This window comes from Sorangium sp. So ce327 (assembly GCF_051530205.1).
Lineage (GTDB): Bacteria > Myxococcota_A > Polyangia > Polyangiales > Polyangiaceae > Sorangium > Sorangium cellulosum_B.
On sequence record NZ_CP150330.1, the window covers coordinates 12777315 to 12795010 of the forward strand.

The 17696-nt window shown below is 69.8% G+C and carries 12 protein-coding genes; 4 read left to right on the forward strand and 8 right to left on the reverse strand.

Translation table 11 applies throughout. From position 1 onward, the window contains the following. Nucleotides 1–485 precede the first annotated feature (485 nt). The 5 genes from WME95_RS47815 to WME95_RS47835 all read right to left on the reverse strand — a co-directional run bounded on the left by WME95_RS47815 (nt 486) and on the right by WME95_RS47835 (nt 6269). Nucleotides 486–1277: a trypsin-like serine peptidase gene (locus WME95_RS47815; RefSeq protein WP_437905827.1), complete on the reverse strand. Its 792-nt coding sequence runs from the start codon at nt 1275–1277 to the stop codon at nt 486–488. Then, complete coding sequence (locus tag WME95_RS47820; RefSeq protein ID WP_437905828.1) at nt 1267–2373, reverse strand: TfuA-like protein; 1107 nt, start codon at nt 2371–2373, stop codon at nt 1267–1269. Before WME95_RS47820 ends, WME95_RS47815 begins: the two co-directional genes overlap by 11 nt. Next, the gene (locus WME95_RS47825; RefSeq protein ID WP_437905829.1) at nt 2370–3584 is read right to left on the reverse strand and encodes a YcaO-like family protein; all 1215 of its coding nucleotides are present in this window, start codon (nt 3582–3584) and stop codon (nt 2370–2372) included. Before WME95_RS47825 ends, WME95_RS47820 begins: the two co-directional genes overlap by 4 nt. A gap of 4 nt (nt 3585–3588) precedes the next feature. Continuing rightward, nucleotides 3589–3885 (reverse strand): hypothetical protein, encoded by a 297-nt coding sequence (locus WME95_RS47830; protein WP_437905830.1) that lies wholly within the window; start codon nt 3883–3885, stop codon nt 3589–3591. Nucleotides 3886–4178: 293 nt separating this feature from the next. Beyond that, a complete protein-coding gene (locus WME95_RS47835) occupies nt 4179–6269 on the reverse strand; it encodes an FG-GAP-like repeat-containing protein (protein WP_437905831.1) in 2091 nt (696 codons plus the stop codon). Nucleotides 6270–6928: 659 nt separating this feature from the next. Here WME95_RS47835 and WME95_RS47840 point away from each other — a divergent pair. From WME95_RS47840 to WME95_RS47850, 3 genes are all read left to right on the forward strand, one after another. Then, nucleotides 6929–7084, forward strand: coding sequence for a hypothetical protein (locus tag WME95_RS47840; RefSeq protein ID WP_437905832.1), 156 nt, complete (start codon nt 6929–6931; stop codon nt 7082–7084). A 68-nt stretch (nt 7085–7152) separates the two neighbouring features. Continuing rightward, nucleotides 7153–7755: a HEAT repeat domain-containing protein gene (locus WME95_RS47845; RefSeq protein ID WP_437905833.1), complete on the forward strand. Its 603-nt coding sequence runs from the start codon at nt 7153–7155 to the stop codon at nt 7753–7755. 720 nt (nt 7756–8475) lie between these two features. Then, on the forward strand, nt 8476–9384 hold the full coding sequence (locus tag WME95_RS47850) for a M20/M25/M40 family metallo-hydrolase (protein WP_437905834.1): 909 nt from the start codon (nt 8476–8478) through the stop codon (nt 9382–9384). A 192-nt stretch (nt 9385–9576) separates the two neighbouring features. Here WME95_RS47850 and WME95_RS47855 read toward each other — a convergent pair whose 3' ends face one another. After that, on the reverse strand, nt 9577–15249 hold the full coding sequence (locus WME95_RS47855) for an AAA family ATPase (RefSeq protein ID WP_437905836.1): 5673 nt from the start codon (nt 15247–15249) through the stop codon (nt 9577–9579). Nucleotides 15250–15400: 151 nt separating this feature from the next. After that, nucleotides 15401–15526 carry a hypothetical protein gene (locus tag WME95_RS47860; RefSeq protein WP_437905837.1) on the reverse strand — a complete coding sequence of 42 codons (126 nt, stop codon included), beginning with the start codon at nt 15524–15526 and terminating at the stop codon, nt 15401–15403. Between the two features lie 106 nt (nt 15527–15632). On the opposite strand from WME95_RS47860, the gene WME95_RS47865 reads away from it, so the two are divergent. Next, nucleotides 15633–16715: a formylglycine-generating enzyme family protein gene (locus WME95_RS47865; RefSeq protein WP_437905838.1), complete on the forward strand. Its 1083-nt coding sequence runs from the start codon at nt 15633–15635 to the stop codon at nt 16713–16715. A 107-nt stretch (nt 16716–16822) separates the two neighbouring features. Here WME95_RS47865 and WME95_RS47870 read toward each other — a convergent pair whose 3' ends face one another. Continuing rightward, nucleotides 16823–17695 (reverse strand): NAD(P)-dependent oxidoreductase, encoded by an 873-nt coding sequence (locus WME95_RS47870; RefSeq protein ID WP_437905839.1) that lies wholly within the window; start codon nt 17693–17695, stop codon nt 16823–16825. Between the last annotated feature and the right edge of the window lies 1 nt (nt 17696).

Below are 17696 nucleotides of genomic sequence, written 5' to 3' on the forward strand. Positions count from 1 at the left end.
GCCGCGGCGGCGCGAACCTCGGCGCTTCGCGCCCGCCGCCGGGGATCTCGACGCGCTTCGCGGTCGATGTGACATGTACCAGTCACCGCACGCGTCCGCGGCGCCGCCCTCGAGAGAGGCGTTATCCCGCGGGCAGGCGTGGAGCCCGGGTTCATCGGGATCGGCGGGCTCTGCGCGACATCGCAGATCGTCGTCGCTCCGTCATCGTGCTTGGCATCGTGCGAGTCGCAGCAGGCGAATTGGGGGGCACCAAACCACCGATCGCACCCGTTTGGAAGGCATGGACCCAACTCGGGCCCAACGAATAGGTGTTTGCGCGCATTCGCCGTGACGAGATGACCCGAGCTCGTCAACCCGTTCCGCCACCGTCCGGCGACATTCACGCCGTCGGAGATCGGCCGCGGCAATCGGCCAGGAGGGTCCCCGCCGACGCGGCCGACCCCGAGCAGGTAAATCCGAGACCGCGATCCGCGCGCTCGCCGATCTCAAGGGCTGCGTCGCGGCCGCGGCGCGGAACAAGGACGCGCCGCTGTTCCGCCTGCTGCCGCCGCCCGGCTAACCAGCTGGAGCGTCGGCGATCGCGCGATCAGCGCGCTCACGCACACGCCGGAGCTCGTGCCCGCGCCGCTTCGGCCGTTCGTGTGGACGCCGACCAGGCGGCCGTCGGAGATCCGCAGCACGCCCGAGCCCGAGCTGCCCTCGAACGTCGCCGCGCCGAGGTAGCGGAGCGCGGTGCCGCCCGCGGCCACGCACCGGCCCGCGACCAGGTGCTTCGTGAAGCCGAGCGGGTGGCCGATCAGGCACACCGCCTCGCCCGGGCGCGCGCCGGTCGGCGCGAGCTCGGCGACTCCCCACGCGGCGCCGGGCGCGCCGGCGAGCCGCACGATCGCGACGTCGAGCTCGCCCGGGCGGTGCTCGACGAGCTCGACGATCCGGTAGCAGTGCGTCGGCCGCAGCTCGCCGGCGGGATCGAGCTGGTAGTTGAACGCGACGTGCATGTTCGTGGCGATCTCGGCGGAGCCGATCACGTCGCCGGTGCGGTCGTCGAGCGGGCGCAGCCAGCGGCCGCCGGTGCGATCGAAGCAGTGCCCCGCGGTGAGGAACAGGTCGCGCGCGATCAGCGTGCCCGAGCCCCACGCGACGCCGCTCGCGGTACCGGGCCGGGCGTAGCGGCATGCGAGGTCGGCGTTCCAGCGCAGCTGGCCGACCGCACCCTCGTGCGCGGCCGCGAACGTGCGCAGCGGCGGCGGGCAGTGCTCGACCGGCTCACTCCGCACCGCGGCTCCGGCGCACGCGCCCGTAGCAGCTCATCGCGCGCAGCTGATCGGCGAGGTGGTGATCGAGCTCGGGCTCGGTCGCGGCCTGCGCGCAGCGCAGGACCGCCTCGCGGCGCATCAGATCGAGGAACGCGGCCGGGTCGAGCTCTTGCTCGGCGAGCCACGCCCGGGTCTCGGCGGCGGTGTACAGGCCGTGCTCGCGGCGGAACTGCTGCGCGGTGCGCTCGATGAGGTCGGCGCTGACCGACAGGCCCTGGCGCGCCGCCGCGTCCTCGGCGAGCGCGCGGGCGAGCGCGCCGTGGACCGCGCTCGCGTACAGCGACGCGTCGCCGAGCGCGCGCAGCGCGTCGAGCAGCGGCGCCGCGGTCGCGCCGCGCGCCGCGCGCATCCGCGGCAGCGCGTGGTCCCACGCGTCGGTGCGCTCGAACGCGTAGTCGACGCGCTTCGGTGCGGCGCCGGCGGCGCGCGCGGCCTGCATCGCGTGGACGAGCGCGAGCGCATCGCGGCGCTTCTGGTCGACGCGGCCGCCGGGCAGCCAGCGCTCGAGCGCGGCGACGTCGCAGCCGGTGGCGCGCGCCTCGGCGAGTAGCTCGGGCCACCGGCGGTCGGGATAGAACCGCTGCTTCGCGAGCGCGACCAGCCGATCGGCCGCCGCGCGGGTGCACGCGCCGGCGGCGACCGCCGCGTCGAGCGTGGCGCGGATGTCGACCAGCGCCTCCGACACATGGCGATAGCCGTGATCGGCCGCGAGGTGGGTCAGCGCGACCTCGTCGTCGGCGTCGAGCGCGCCCGCGCGAAACTGCTCGAACACCCAGCCGACGCCGACCATGCCGAAGTCGGCGAGCTCGGCCGCGCGCAGCGCGCCCATGCTCGACGCTCCGAACACGTGCACGCCCTCGGCCATCGCCCACAGGATCTCCTTGTGCCACACCGCCGGCACGTGCTCGAAGAACCCGTCGACGAGGCCGATGCCCCACGGCCGCTCGCGCGCGGCCCGGTAGACGTCGCCCTGGGCCGCCGGTGGCAGCACGCGCAGGTCGGGCACCGCCGGCACGTCGGCCGGCGGCAGGCTCGGTCCGGTGAACAGCACGATCACGATGGCCTCGCTCGCTGCGCCCGCGGACCGGGCGCGTAGCCGGGTGCGTTCCACATGCTCTCGAGCCCCGGCACGACGACGCGGACCACCGCGACGCCGAGCTCGGGCCGGGACAGATCGACCGCGACGGCCTGGGCGAGCCCAGCGCCGCGCAGCGCGCCGAGCACCGCGGCGAGGTCGTCGTCGAACGAGTCGCTCGCCGCATCGGGCAGCTCTGCGAACGAGCGCGCGGCGGGCGCCTCGAGCTCGGCGAGCGCCGCCGCGATCCGGTCCGCCGCGCGGACGCGCTGGAACGACGGCTCCACGATGTCGTCGCGCGCGCCGGAGATCGCGGTCAGCCGGCTCTGCGCGGCCTCGGTGAGCGCGCGGGCGAGCGCGATCGCGCTCGATCGGTGACAGCCCTGGCCGCCGCTCACGCACAGCGCGTGGAACGGGTCCGGAGCGCGATCCGCGATCTCGACGACCACGACCGGCAGCCCGAGGTCGCTGGTCGCGTCCCACGCACCTACCGCGACGCCGGCGCGCTCGAACCGAAGGAGCAGCGCGCGGCAGTCGAGGTCGTCGACGGTGTCGAGCGCGATCCGGGTGCGCCGCCGGACCTCGGCGCCGCCGGCGCGCCAGATCGCCACCGCGTCGCGCTCGATCACCTCGTACAGCCCGTGCAGCGTCGCCTCGAGCGCGTCGTTGCCCGACGCGAGCCCGGTCGACGTCGTCAAGAAGCAGCCGCTGCCCGGCGGGCGCGGCGAGGTGTAGTCGGTGGTGACCACCTCGAGCGGCACCGCGCGCGGCGCCCCGTCGAACAGGTCGACACCGTCGAGCCACAGCAGCTTGCGATGAGGCTGGAACGCCCCGATCGCGAGCCGCGGCAGCCCGGCGAGATCGACGAGACGGCGCGTCGCGGCGAGCTCGGCAGCGGTGCCGAACACCATCGGTCGCAGGATGTGCTCGGCGTGCCACTGTTCGATCGACTCCATCACGCCCGACGCGCGCGCCGCCTCGAGGTCGAGCCCCTTGCCCTGCGAGACCGAGATCGAGCGCGCGTTCGGCCGGCACACCATCACGACCGGGATGCCGATCGAGTCGAGCCCGGTGACATCCGCGATCCGCGTGATGCCGAGTCGCCGCAGCAGCGGCCGGACCCGGGCGAGCGTGTCGGCCGGACTGATCCGGCGCTGCGTGCCGCGCCAGTACGCCTTCTCGGTGCAGGGCACGGCCCTAGTCCTGCGGCTTGAACGCGTTCAGGTTGAAGTAGAACGTGCCGCAGAACTCCGCGGGCCCGACCTCCTCGGCGGCGCCGCCGCGCGCCAGCTCCTGCTCGACGAGACGGTGGGCCAGCGGCGCATCCGCGTACGGCACGTGCTGCGTCGCGACGCGCTGCTCGACGAGCTCCTTGCAGATCGGCTCGAGCGGCCGCCTCGGCGGCCCGAGGTCTCTGCTGTCGATCACGTAGTAGCCATCTCCCTTGCTGTTGATCACGACGAGCGTGAACGGATCATCCGTCATCTGCTTCATGTCACCCCTCCTGAGAAACGCGATGGAACCTCTCCACCTCGCTCGGCGATGGCGCAGAGCTCGCGCCACCGCCGGCGCACCGACTCGACGCGGAGTCGGCGACGCCGGCGGAGAGGAAACCGCGGAACCTTCGCCCGTGTCAAGATTCGCTCCGCCCATCCAGCTTAGCTAACGCCACAACCACGACGTGATCGTGCTATCCAGAGAGACCGAATAACTCTCGCAGGGCGCGCAGCAGGCGTTCCGAGAGCGGATGGTCGCGCACGAGATGGACCGGATAGGGGATCGAGCGATCACTCCATCCGCACCTTCGCCACGTTCAGCGTGCCGTTGGTCTCGTTGCACACGATATCCGAGCCGAACTGCCCGTCGGCATTGCCGACGTGAACGTCCTTGATCGTGGCGCCGGTGCACCAGCCGTCGAGGTCGCCGCGCCACTCGGCCGTCCAGAACTGGCCGGTGGTGTTCGAGAGATCGATCTCGGTCTTCCCCGACACACCATCGCGGCACATGAGGTCGCTCCGGCCGTCGTTGTTGAAGTCGCCGACGTGGAGCGTGGCGTTCGAGCCCGTGCAGAAGTTGCGCGTGGCGAGGCTCCAATCGCTGCTCCAGAACTGGCCGCTCGTGTTCGACAGGTCGACGGCCATGGCGCCGTTGGTCTGGTTGCAGAGCGCATCATCACGGCCATCGCCGTTGAAGTCGCCCACGTAGAGCTTCTTGCCGGTCCCGTTGCAGAAGTCGCGACCCGAGAGGGACCAGTCGGAGGACCAAAACTCGCCGCTCGTGTTGGCGAGATCGACGAACATGTCGCCATCGTCCTGGTTGCAGAGCAGATCGTCGCGGCCATCGCCGTTGAAATCGCCGACGTACAGGTGCTCGTCCGCGGCGCGGCAGAAGTTGCGAGCCGAGAGGGACCAGTCGGAGCCCAAGAACTGGCCGCTCGTGTTGGCGAGATCGACGAACATGTCGCCGTCGTCCTGGTTGCAGAGCAGATCGTCGCGGCCATCGCCGTTGAAATCGCCGACGTACAGGCGCTCGTCCGCGGCGCGGCAGAAGTTGCGAGCCGAGAGGGACCAGTCGGAGGACCAAAACTCGCCGCTCGTGTTGGCGAGATCGACGAACATATCGCCGTCGTCCTGGTTGCAGAGCAGATCCATGCGGCCATCGCCGTTGAAGTCGCCCGAGTAGAGGTGCTCGTCCGCGGCGCGGCAGAAGTTACGCGCGGTCGACCAGGTGCCAGGGACGAGGCCGAGGCGCGGGCGGGCGGTGATGAGCGGCTTCGTGTATCCGGTCGGCAGCGTGCCCACGCGCTCGATGAACTGCGTCGTGATGGGCGGCTCGCGGTTCAGGAACGACCAGATCATGTGGGCCTGGGAATCGGAGATGTGCCGCCGACTGCATACGTTGACCGACTGGTAATCCATGACGTTCAACCCGACGACGCCGTCCGGATACAGGCGCGCCACGCCGTCGATCTCCGGGTCACCCGGGACGAAGGTGTCTCCTGCGAGCGTACAGCTCACGTCGCAGACCGTGGTGTCCTCGTAGGTGCACGATGGACCGATCAACGCGAGGCTGCTCTCGAAAGGCGTCGCCGCGGCCTTGCTGCCGAAGAAGACCGGACCGCTCGTCGTGGACCTGAACATGAGATCGTAGCGATCGGCCTTCTTCCAGGTGAGGCCCGTGCCGGGATCCTGGCCGTTTGCCGTCTGGAACACGTGGGCCAGCCCCACATAATGCCCGAGCTCGTGCGCCAGAGACGCGTCGTCCAGGCTCCCCGGAAGCATCATGGCGATCCTCCCGACGTGCGGGAAGTCGGCCGCGTTGATGTTGTCGGGGTGTCTTCCGTTGATGACCACGACGATCTCGTCATCGGGCGCGTAGGTCGCGGCTGTCGCGTGCCACCAGTCGTTCTTGAACGAGGCCCCGGCCGGCGTCGTGCCTTTCACGGTCGTGTCGGGCCAGGCGTTCGCCGGGACCTCCGGGAAGGCGGCCATGATCGTGCTCTTCACATCTGCCCACGTCTGCGCCGAGGTCTCGGCGCACCAGAGGGCCGGGGCTTCCACGCGCGTGAAGCTCCGCAGGTAGAACTCCACGCCGGCCGCGGCGTAGATCTCGTTGGCGATCGCGATGCCCTGCTGCAAGCGCGTATCATTCAGTTCGCCGTTATGCCCGAAGCACGTCGTGCCGCAGAGCGGGGCCGGCCTCGTAGTGCAATCGCTATCGGCCTGGGCAATGGCGCGAATCGGGATCCGCCGTCGATCGAGGGACGACATGAGCGCCTGTCCGGCGCTCTTGGTCTCGATCGTGGGATCGAGCGCGGGCTCGTCGTCCTCGTTCACGCCGACGCAGGCCCCGATCATGAGCATGAGCGGCATCATCATCCAAGTGCTTCTCAATCGCATTTTCTTCTCTCCAAGACAAAGAGGCCCACCCGCGTCGATTCGCGGTCAGGCGCATCGTGATGCCGAGCCCGAGAGCTCGACGCTGCTAGGTCCGCTTGGAGCGGTCGACGCACGCCGTATGCCAGTGGCAGAGGGCGCTCGATGTCTCGAGATGTCGCGTTCCACGCGCCGGCAGGATCAGCCGCCCGCCGTGAAATGTGGCCCATTTCTCTGTGGCATGTCACGGACTGCAACGTCGCATGACACGGATCCCAGCGTGACATGTCACGGATCGCAGCGTGACATGTCATGAATCGCAGCGTGACATGACCCACGCGTGCATCGCGCATCGGTCGATGGGCGCACGCCGAAAGCGAAGCCGCGGCGCCCCTGGTCGAGGGTGGAGCCCTGGTAGTCCACCGGCGTAGATGGGCCACGATCTACCGGAGGTGCGAATCGACCGCGAGGAGCGAGGCGAGGAGGTGTTCTCGCGCCAGTAGGGTACAGCTATACGGTAGGATGCCTTCGCTTGGTGCTACGTCTCGGTAATCCCAGGCGTTTCAGGCGTGGGAGACTTGCCTGATCGCATAAGGCCGTTCTGTCAATGAGCTCGTACAGTCGGACTGCACGAGTCAGGAACGGCTCCGAGAATCTTGACTTTGCGGAACGCGTTTGCTTGTCCTATCCGCCTGGTGCGAGGGCTCTACCAGCGGTTCCGGATCGAGCCGCGGAGCGTGCCGGCGGCGCTCACCGCGTTCGAGAACGGCGTCCGGCAGAACTTCTCTGCGGCCGACGCCGCCGACATCCCGCGATGAACAAGCTGTCGATTTTTCTGATGCTCCTCCTGGCGTGCAACGCCGGGACAAGCCGTCGAGAGGATTCCATGACACCTCCGCCGCCTCCCTTCAGCTCGACCGCAGCGCCCGCCGGCGATCCCGACGTCGACATGCACCTCGGGATGGCGCTCAACCCGCACGGCAACCGCCCGGACCTCGCCCAGAAGGCCGCCTCGATCCAGTGGCTCGTCGACCACGCGGAGCGCGCCTATCCGATCGTGCTGGCCCGGGCCGAGGCGACCCCCTCGGTCGGGCTCGTCTCGGTCCTCGGGCGGTTCGCTCGTGCCGAGTCCACGCCCGTCCTCGCCCGCGCGCTCGTTGCCGGCGGCCTGGCGAGCGGCGCCGCCGGGACAGCGCTGGGCGAAGCGCCCGATCCCAGGGCGCGCGCCGCGCTGATCGAGGCGCTCGGCCACACCGATGTCCAGGTCGTCACCGCCGCCCTCAATGGGCTCCGCGTACGCGGCGATCGGTCCGTATGCGCCGACGTGGTGGCCGCGACCCGGCACCCCGACGGCGAGGTCCGATGGATGGCCGTGAGCGCCGGCGCGGCCCTGGGCTGCCTCGATCGGGCCGCGCTGCGCGCGCTGGCTGAGGGCGACGCCGATCCTTACGTGCGCAAGCTCGCCGCCCGCCTCTCGCAGGCGCCGTGAGCCCCAGAGGAGCATCCCCTGTGCGGAGCTCCAGCGCCCGGTGATCGCGAGCGCCACTCTTGTGCGAGCTCTTCGCCGGAAGAGGGGGCGGGCATGAATCCAGCGGTCGCGACGCGCCAGTAGGGTACAGCTATACGGCAGGATGCCTTCCGCTTGGTGCTACGTCGCGGTAATCCCAGGCGTTTCAGGCGTGGGAGACCTGCCTGATCGCATAAGGCCCGTTCTGTCAATGAGCTCATACAGTCGGACTGCACGAAAAACCGCTCCAGTTTCCGGCAACCGCTCGTCATCGATCGATTTTTTCTTGGAATCCTGAAAATGAGATAAGTAGACTCCGACGTGGTTCTTCGTAAGTCGGGGCGTTCGATCGACGGCGACAACAGACAAAGTGTCACCTGATCAAAATTCTGAGACACGGCGACGAACGCCTGACATGAGCGGGACAGGCGTCCGATTCGCTCATGTCCACACTATAAACTCATCGTGCGTGAGAGCCGGGTAACATCGTTGCACGAGCTAGGCAGCTATGCTGGAGTGCTTCCTGCGAGGAGACGAGCAGTCCTCCGCACGGCGCTGCTTGTCGGCGCGTTGACGGTGGCCTGCGCGCCTGTTCGGCCCACCGTTGCCACTGCTGTTGCGCCTCGCGCCGTGGCGCCTCGGCACGAGGGTTCACCGCCTCCCCCCTCGCCTCCGCAACTACCTCCCGTGCGCTGCGGAGGGATGACGCAAGCGCCGATCTTGACTGCGCCAGATCTCGCTCCCGCCGACAGTCAGCCTTCGCGCGCGAACCTCCGCTCCTGGGTCGAACTCCTCTCGGCAGAATCGCTGCGCGGGCGCGCCGCAGGTACGGAAGATAGCGCACGTGTCGCGCGGCTCCTGGCCGCCTATTTCGCGTCGCTAGGGCTCAGGGCAGCGCTCCCGGAAGGCGATTACTGCCAGCCCTTCGAACGATCCAGTATTCGCGATCAAAACGTCGTCGCTTTCCTTCCAGCCCCGATCGCCGGGGAAGAAGCGCCAGTCGTTATCGTGGGTGCGCACTATGACGCCCTGGGCAGCAAGACCGACGGCACGTTCTATCCCGGAGCCGACGACAACGCCTCCGGTGTAGCAGCCCTGCTGGAGCTCGCACGGCTTGTTCGTGCACCAAGAGTCAACGTTCTTCTCGTCGCGTTCGGCGCCGAGGAACGCGGTCTGCTCGGCTCGAAGTTCTTCGTTGAGCATCCGGTGATCCCGCTCAAGCGGGTCGCGCTGATGATCAACCTCGACATGGTTGGCCGTCAGCTTCTCGAAGGCAAGGCTATCCGCTGGCTCCTTGGAGCTCCACATGACGCGATGGGGTTCATCATCTCCGAGCGTGGGCGGCAGCGGACCCAGGAGCTCCTCGCAAGCGCTGGCAAGGCGACCCGCACACCGCTGTTTGGGCTCCCCGAGTCGATCGTGCTTCAGGCGGGGTTCGCGTCAGACAGCGTTCCGTTCAGTGCGCACGTCCCCACGCTCTTCCTGTCGACGTCGCTGCACGACGACTACCACGAGCCTTCTGACACAGTTGACAAGATCGACGATGGGCAGATGGCGAGGGCCGTAGCATTGGTGTTCCGGATCCTAAATGCGATCGACGATTCACCGTGATCCAACCCAAGATCAATCGACCATTTCGGTCTTAAGAAGCCCTGCAATGCCCATTCGCAGAAGCGCGGCGTCCGACCGAGCTGGGCGCCGGGATGTCCGTGGTGCGGTGGCGACCATGCACGAGATCCGCCGACCCGAAAGCGTGCGGCTGTGGGGTGGGGCCGGCTGCCTCGCCGAAGTACGACTGTAGTACTAGGCCGGCGCGGCGCCGCGCTCCTCCGCGTCCGGCGGGTTCAGCGGGAGCTCCACCACGAAGGTCGCGCCCGCGCCCGGCGCGCTCTCCACCCGGATGGATCCGCCGTGCGACGCCACGATCGAGCGTGCAATGAAGAGCCCCAGGCCGAGGCCGCCGAAGTTGCGCACCGACACCGCGCGCTCGAAGCGCTCGAAGATCCTGCTCTGAACGGCCTCCGCGATCCCGATCCCCTGATCCCGGACGACCAGCAGCGCGCGATCGGCCTGCCTCCGCACGCCGACGAGGATCGCCCTGCCTGCGCCGTACTTCATCGCGTTCGACAGGAGGGTGATGAGGACCTGCTCCATGCGAGACGGATCCCAGCGCCCGACCACGGGCTCGCCCAGCTCGAGCTGGACGCTGCAGCGGGCGTCGGCGAGCCGCTGGCTCATCCGGTCGACGACCTCACGCGCCAGGGCCGCCAGATCGACCGGCGCGCGCGTGAGTGTCAGCGGCCCGGCGTTCAAGAGCGTCACGTCGAGCAGCTCGTCGACCAGGCGCCCGAGCCGCGCGATCTGGCGATGGAGGACCTGAAGCGCGGCATGGATCCGCTCGGAGGCGAGCTCCGCGCGCTGGCAGCGATGCAGGAGCCGCTCGACGCGCTGCGCCTGCAGTTGCAGCGAGGTCAGCGGGGTCTTGAGCTCGTGGGAGGCGACGACGAGGAACTCATCCCTCCGCGCGATGGCCTCCTGGGCCTCGGCGAACAGACGGGCGTTGTCGAGGGCGAGCGCCGCACGGTACCCGAGCTCCTCGGCGAGCCGCAGGTCGGCAGGGTCGTAACGGCGCCGGGACACGGTCGCCAGCAGGGTCATGGCTCCGAAGCACCGGTCGCGCGCGAGGAGCGGAACCCGGAGGAAGGCGTGAATGCCGAGCTGCCCGAGGAGGGGCGCGGCCCGGATGTCGCCCACCCCGGGCCGCTCCGGCGACGCCGCCGCCAGGGGCCGCAGCGCGTTCATGACGGCGCCGGCCCGCTCGGCGGGCACGCCTGCGGAGACGGAGCGTCCCGGGGCGCCGTGATCGAGGTCCACGTCGATGACGCACTGGTCGGCCAGCTCGGGCACCGCGAGCTGCGCCACGCTCTCGAGGGTCGCGCTGTAGCCGAGCGCCATCAGCTTGCGGCTCGCCTCGGCCAGGAAGCGCTCGGCCTGCTCGGCGGCCTTGAGCGCCTGTTCCGCTCGCCGCCGCTCGGCGTTCTCCTGCTCCAGCTCGGAATAGAGCGTGGCGTTTTCCAGCGAGATCGCCGACTGCGAGGCGAGCAGCTCGATGACGCTGAGCCGCCCGGGGGTGAAGGCGCCGGTGACGAGGTTGTTCTCCAGGTAGAGCAGGCCGATGAGCCGGGCCTCGCGCATGATCGGGACGCACAGCACCGATCTCGGGCGCTTGCGCCGGAAATACTCGTCCTCCATGAAGGGGTGCCGGGCGGCGGCGTCGTCGAGCAGCACGCGCTCGTGGCTCCGGCGAACGTAGTTGAGGACGGCCTCTGGCAGCGCGGCGGAAGACGCCTCGCCCGCGCCGTCGAGCAGCCGCACCGCGCCCCCCGGCGTCTCGATCGCCGCAGCCCACGGGCGATCCTCCCGGACCAGCAGGACACATCCCTTCTCGGCGCCCGCGTGCTCGACCACGATGCGAAGCAGCATCTCGAGCAGGCGAGGGAGCTTGAGCTCGCCGGAGATGCTCTGCGAGGCCTTGACCACCGGCAGGACGTCGAACTGCTCGGCCCGCACGGCGAAGGTGACGGTGGGGGCGATCGGCTTGCGCGGGGCGAGGTGGGGATAGCGCTGATCGAGCTGCTCCACCTTGGCGTGAGCGCCCCACGTGAAGCAGGCAGCGCGGGCCTTTTGCAGGTAGCTGTCGGTGGGCGTCGCGAGGCCGCGCGCGCGGTAGAACGCCGCGGCGAGCTCGCAGGCGATGGCCTCGTGCTGGACGAAGCCGCCCTCCCGCGCCGCCGCGATGGCCTGCTCGTAGAGCCCGATGGCGTCCAGGTCCTGGCCGCGGAGCCGGGCGATCTCGGCGCGGACCAGGGCGTGCTTGTGGAGGAAGTTGTCGGGGCCGTTCCTGGCCCACTCGCCGAGCTGCCGCTCGCACTCGAGGAGCCGCTCGGGGAGCGCGCGCAGCGGGGAATCCCGCTCCGCGTGCGGCGCGTCGGCGAGCGCCGCGAGCGAGAGCGCGAGATAGTAGAAGTTCTCGGCGATGAGCGCGTAGGGCTCGCTCCTGAAGGGGTGCTCGACCATCACGCAGGTCGCCGCCGCGGACGCCTCCCTGGGAGAGCCGAGCACGAAGAGCACCTGGGCCTTCAAGCCATGATAGACGCTGCGAATGCGCTGCAGATTCCCCTCCTCCAGCCGCGCCTCGAAGGCTGGCGGATCCAGCTCGGACCCGTCCAGCATCGAGAAGCGGACAGGCCTCCCTCGCAGCGTCTGGATCATGGCGTGGGCGCCGAGGAGGGCGCTGTGCACCATCGCGTGACCGGCCCTGCGCGCGACGCCGAGGCGCTCTTCGACCTCGTGGAGCACGTCCTCGAGCGGCTCGCCAGAGAGCAGCCGGAACAGCGCGGACCAGAGGCAGTTGAAGCACGCCATGTTCAGATCACCGGCCTCGACCGCGGCGCTGAAGCCGGCGCGCGCGTACGGAGTCGCCTCTCGGTAGTGGCGTGTCCAGAACACGACATGCTGTCCGAAGGCCGTGAACACCAGCGATTTCGTGGTGAGGAGACTGCTCCTGTCTGCCAGGTCGCAGCCGAGCTTGCCGAACCGATAGGCATCCTGGTATCGCCCGAACCTCGGGCCGATCACCCTCGCGAAGGCGGCGAGCGCGTACGCGGAGCTCTCGGCGCTGCCGTGGCGCAGGCTGAGCTGGACCATGCGCAGGACGATGAGAAAGTGCAGGTTCGGGTCCACGAAGAGCGCGGGGAGGGACAGCCCCTGCAGCACGCCCATCGTGAGCTTCATCTCCGGGTGCGTCATGGGGGGCAGATGGATCAGGTCCTCGATCGCCCGATCGCCCAGGGCCTGCCAGACACCCTCGGTCTCCTCGTCGATCTGTGCGTCTGAGGGGTGGAGCGGCAGATCGATGCCCGAGGCGCGGAGCCATGCGAGCCCGATCTCCAGCGCGCGGTTGCATTGCCCGCGGGTCTGGTAGAAAGCCAGGGCGAGCTCGACGGCAGCGGCCGTCTCGCTCCGGGTCCTCGCGCGCTCCATGAGCTCTTGCAGGAGCCGCTCGGCCTCGTCGAAGCCGCCGGTGATGTACGCGGCGCGCGCGCGCTCGAGCGTCAGGTCGTAGGTCAGCTCGTGCTGCGTCTCCCAAGAGTCCGGCGCGAGCAGCGAAAGGCCCGCGGCGAAGAGCGCGGCGGCGGCCTCGAAGGCCGCGGCGGTCTTGGCCTTCCGGCCGGCGCGGAGGTTCAGCGCGGCGAGCTCGTCCCGCTCCGCCTGGGAGCGGATGAGCGCGGCGCCGCGGTTGAGGTGGCCGACGACGTCGAAGAGCACCTCGTCGCGCTCCTCCGCGCGCTGCGCCCTGAGGAGCAGCCGCCCGATCCCGAGGTGCATCTCGGTGAGCCGTCCCTCCGGGATGAACGAATAAGCGGCCTGCTGCACCCGGTCATGGAGGAATCGATAGGCAGAGCCCCTGCGGAGCAGCAGCCCCTCCCGCACGGCCTCCTCGAGCGCGTCGCGGAGCTCCGCCGCCGGACGGCTCGCGACGATCGCGAGGGCGTCGAGGTCCAGGCTGCTGCCGAGGCAAGCGGCGAGCGTGAGCGCGTCCCGCGTTGGGACCGAGAGCCGCTTCAGCTTGGCCGCCATCAGCTCGACGACGTTCTCGGTGAACCCCTTGTCGCGGATCGCGGCGATGTCCCACCGCCACCTGCCCTCGTCGGCGTCAAAGGCGATGAGCCCGTCTTGGTGCAGCACGATCAGGAGCTGGAGCACGAAGAACGGGTTGCCGCCGGTCATCTCGTAAACCAGGTACGAGAGCGGCTCGACCTGCCGCCCTTCGGGTGCGTGGACCGCCTCGGCGACGAGCGCCCCGACGTGGGCGGCCGAGAGCGGCTCGAGCACGAGCTCGGAGACGGCGGCGCCGCGCTTCCGCGCCTCGGCCAGCGTGCGCCGGAGGGGGTGCGCAGGGCCGACCTCGTTGTCGCGGTAGGCGCCGATCAGCAGGAGGTGCTCGGATCCGGCGTAGGTCGCGAGCTGTTCGAGCAAGAGGAGGCTCGCCGCGTCGGCCCACTGCAGATCGTCGAGGAAGAGCGCCACGGGATGGTCCTTCCGGGCGCACGCCGCGACGAAGCGCTGGAGCGTCGCGAGCAGCCGGCCCTGGGCCTCGGCGGGCGGCAGCTCGGGCACGGGCGGCTGCGGGCCGAGGAGCAGCGTGAGCTCGGGGAGCACGTCGGCGATCAGGCTCCCATTCGGGCCGAGGGCCTCCCGGAAGCGCTGTCTCCAGAGCTCGACCTGCTCCTCGCTCGCGCCCAGGATCTCCTGCAAGAGCGCCCGGAACGCCTGAAGGAAAGCGCGGTAGGGGACGTCCCTCGCGGCTTGATCGAACTTGCCGGAGAGGAAGAACCCCCGCTCCCTCACGATCGGCCGGTGCAGCTCGGCGACGAGGGACGACTTGCCGATGCCCGAGTACCCCGACACGAGCACGAGCTCTGGCCGGCCCTCCGCCACCACCCGCTCGAACACGGCGAGCAACGCCGTCACCTCGCGCTCGCGCCCGTACAGCCGCTGCGGGATCTGGAACCGGTCCGAGAGATCGTGCTGGCCGAGCGTGAAGGGCGGAATGGCGCCGCTCATCCGCCACCTCGCGAAGCACTCGTCCAGGTCGTGCCGCAGGCCGGCCGCGCTCTGGTAACGCTCCTCGGCGGCCTTGGAGAGCAGCTTGAGCACGGCCTGCGACACGAGCGGGGGAATCGAAGAGACGAGCGCGTGCGGCGGGACCGGTTTCTGCGCGATATGGCAATAGACCCACTCAACAGGATCGCTGGCCTGGAACGGCAGGGTGCCCGTCAGCATCTCGTAGAGGACGACGCCCACGGAGTAGAGATCGGTCCGCTCGTCGATCCAGCGGTTCATCCGGCCCGTCTGCTCCGGGGCCATGTACGCCAGCGTCCCCTCGATGAGCCCGACGTGTTCGAGGTGCTGGAGCTCGCGGGGTATCCGGGATGCAATCCCCAGATCGGTGATCTTCACCTCGCCGGTGGCGGGGTGGAGGAGCAGGTTTTGAGGCTTGATGTCCTTGTGGACGATGCCTTGTCGATGCAGTCCGGCGAGCGCCTCGACCAGGCGGACGGCGAGGGGGAAGAAGCGCTCGAGCGATATCGGCCCATCGAGGAGCCGATCGAGCGACACGCCGCCGAAATCCTCCAGGACCAGCGCCGGCTGATCGCCGAGCACCTCGAGCGCATAGGGCTTGACGATGGCCGTGACCTCGAGCGCCCGGGCGATCTCGTATTCGTGACGGAGTCGCTCGCGGGCATGGGGGCTCGCGTGATCGCGCCGGAGGACCTTGAGCACCACGGGACGGCCGTCGCCCTCGCGTACACCTCGGTAAAGAAGGGTGTCTGACCCCTCGGAGAGGACCTCCACGATGGCGTAACGGGACGACGCCCCGGGATCGGAGCAGACAGGAATGGTGGTGTCCACAGGAGCCTGCTACGGAATGTGCGATGCATGCTGCCATGATTTGCGCGCATGGCCATCGCTTTGAGCGGCGAGGCGCCGGACATCAACCGACCTCCTCCGCGAACCCCCAGCGCGCGCTGCGCCGCACCCGAGGGCTATCCTGTCGATGACATCATGGCAGCACCTGCGCGACGCGCTGGCTCGCGAACGCCGTCGCCGTCCACCGCCCGACCGAGCTCTCGTGCAGCAGCGCGCGGCAGCGCTCGATCGTCGCCTTCGTGGGCGGTGCCCCGTTCATCGCCCGGAGGTGCTGGCCGAGCTCCGGCGCTCCCGCCGGGGGAGCGCCCGCGCCGCGACGCCGTGTCGCACAACCAGAGCGGCGGCGCTCGCACCTAACCGGTCCAATGGCCACGCGACCACCTCGACTGCCGCTCTCGACCCTCCTCGCCCTCTGCACGCTCGCGGCGATCCTGGGATCCAGCCACGCGTACAGCGGTGGCGTTGCGGAGCAGGACGCGAATGCTTCCGTTCACGCAGGGCGCGACCGCGCGCAGGCGCCTCCGCCGAGCTGCGCGGGCGGCACACCCGGCGCCGACAACCGCTGTGGCCTCGGCCACGACGACGACTGCTGCGCCAGCCTGCTCGTGCCCGGCGGGACGTTCAACCGGCTCAACGACCCCCGGTATCCGGCGAGCGTGAGCAGCTTCCACCTCGACAAGTACATGGTCACGGTCGGGCGGTTTCGCCGCTACCTGGAAGAGACCGGCGGCCCGACGCAGCTGAGCCCGCCGCCGGCCGGCGCAGGGGCGCACCCCAAGATCCCGGACAGCGGGTGGGACCCGGCCTGGAACACCATGCTCCCGGCGACCACGGCCGCGATGAAGCAAGCGCTCGTCTGCGATCCTTACGGCTGGCCGACGTGGACCGACGCTCCGGCCGCGAACGAGGACAAACCCATCGTGTGCGCGACATGGCTCGAGCTGTTCGCGTTCTGCGCGTGGGACGGCGGGCGCCTGCCGACCCAGGCCGAGATGAACTACGCGGCTGCAGGCGGCGACGAGCAACGGCTGTATCCGTGGGGCTCTTCCCCCATCACCTCCGAAGACGCGGCCTTCTGCTGCCAGGGGGAAGGCGCGACGTCGCTGCCCTGCGAGGACGCGTTTCCCCCGTGGAGCCTCATCCACTGCACGACCGACGATCTCGCGCCCGTCGGCTCCTTTCCCAGGGGCGCGGGGCGCTGGGGCCAGCTCGATCTCGCCGGCGAGGCCTACAAGGTCACGCGCGACGCCGCCGACGACGACCGCCCGCTCGTACCGTGCGCCGATTGCTCCCGCCTCGACAACCACGCTGCCCTGCGTGTCACGCACGGCGGGAGCTTCGTCGCCGCCGGATACCGGCAGACGACGACCTACCGCGCACCCTACGAGACCGATGGCCGCCACTACTATGTATCGGCGATGTGCGCGCGCGACCTGCCAGGGCCTTGAGCCCTCCGCGCGGCCCTCGCCGGCAGCGTCGCGGAGGGCTCACGTTCCTATTTCTGATGAGGCGCGCCTCGGGGCTCCTCTGCCCGCGTGCCCGCGGATCGCCAGCTTCAAGCGCTCTCGCGAAACACCTTGATGAGCGCGGCGGACGACTCCGCCCCGAAGCCCGCGGCGACTCCCTTCCTGAAGAGCGCCGCGGCGAACGCCGGGAGCTCGGCGTTGATCCTCGCTTCCCGCGCCTGCCGCTGGATGAGCTCGACGGCCTGCGCGCAGATCTCCAGCGTGGCCTCCGAGGCCTCGTACGCTCCGGACTGGATGGAGTCCGCGTCGTGCTTGACCATCCCACCGATGGCCGGAGCGACGACGGCCGCCATGGCCCCGAAGTCGGCCACGCGGATCCCTTCGGCCTCGCAGACGCGGGCGCCGTGGTAGAAGCCGAGGAGCCCCGCGAACAGGTGCGACAGGAACGCCAGGTCCATGGCCGCCGCCCAGCCGACCTTCTCCCCGAGGTAGCTCACGGTCCCGGCCATGCTCTCGAGCAGCGGCCTGCTCTTCTCGTAGGCCGAGCCCGAGCCCGAGACGAGGATGCTGCTCTCCGGCTTCCCCATCTGGCTCGGGGTGGCCAGGATGGCGCCGTCGAGGTAGTCGATGCCGCGCTGCTTCGCCCACGCTTCGAGGGTACGCGCGTCCTCGGGGCTGCCCGTGCTGAGCTGGACGAGCACCTTGCCGGCGAGGGAGGAGACCACGTCGCGCCCCTCCAGCACGCCGTACGTCGCGCGGTAGTCGGTGATGCAGGTGATCACGATCCCGCTCGCCTGCGCCGCCGCGGCCGCGCTCGGGGCCAGCACCGCTCCCTCCGCGACGAGCGGCGCGGCCTTCGCGATCGAGCGGTTCCAGACGGTGACGCGGGCGCCGCTGCGGAGCAATCCCCGAGCGAGCGCGGTGCCCATGAGACCCAGACCGATGACCGTGACTTCAAGCATG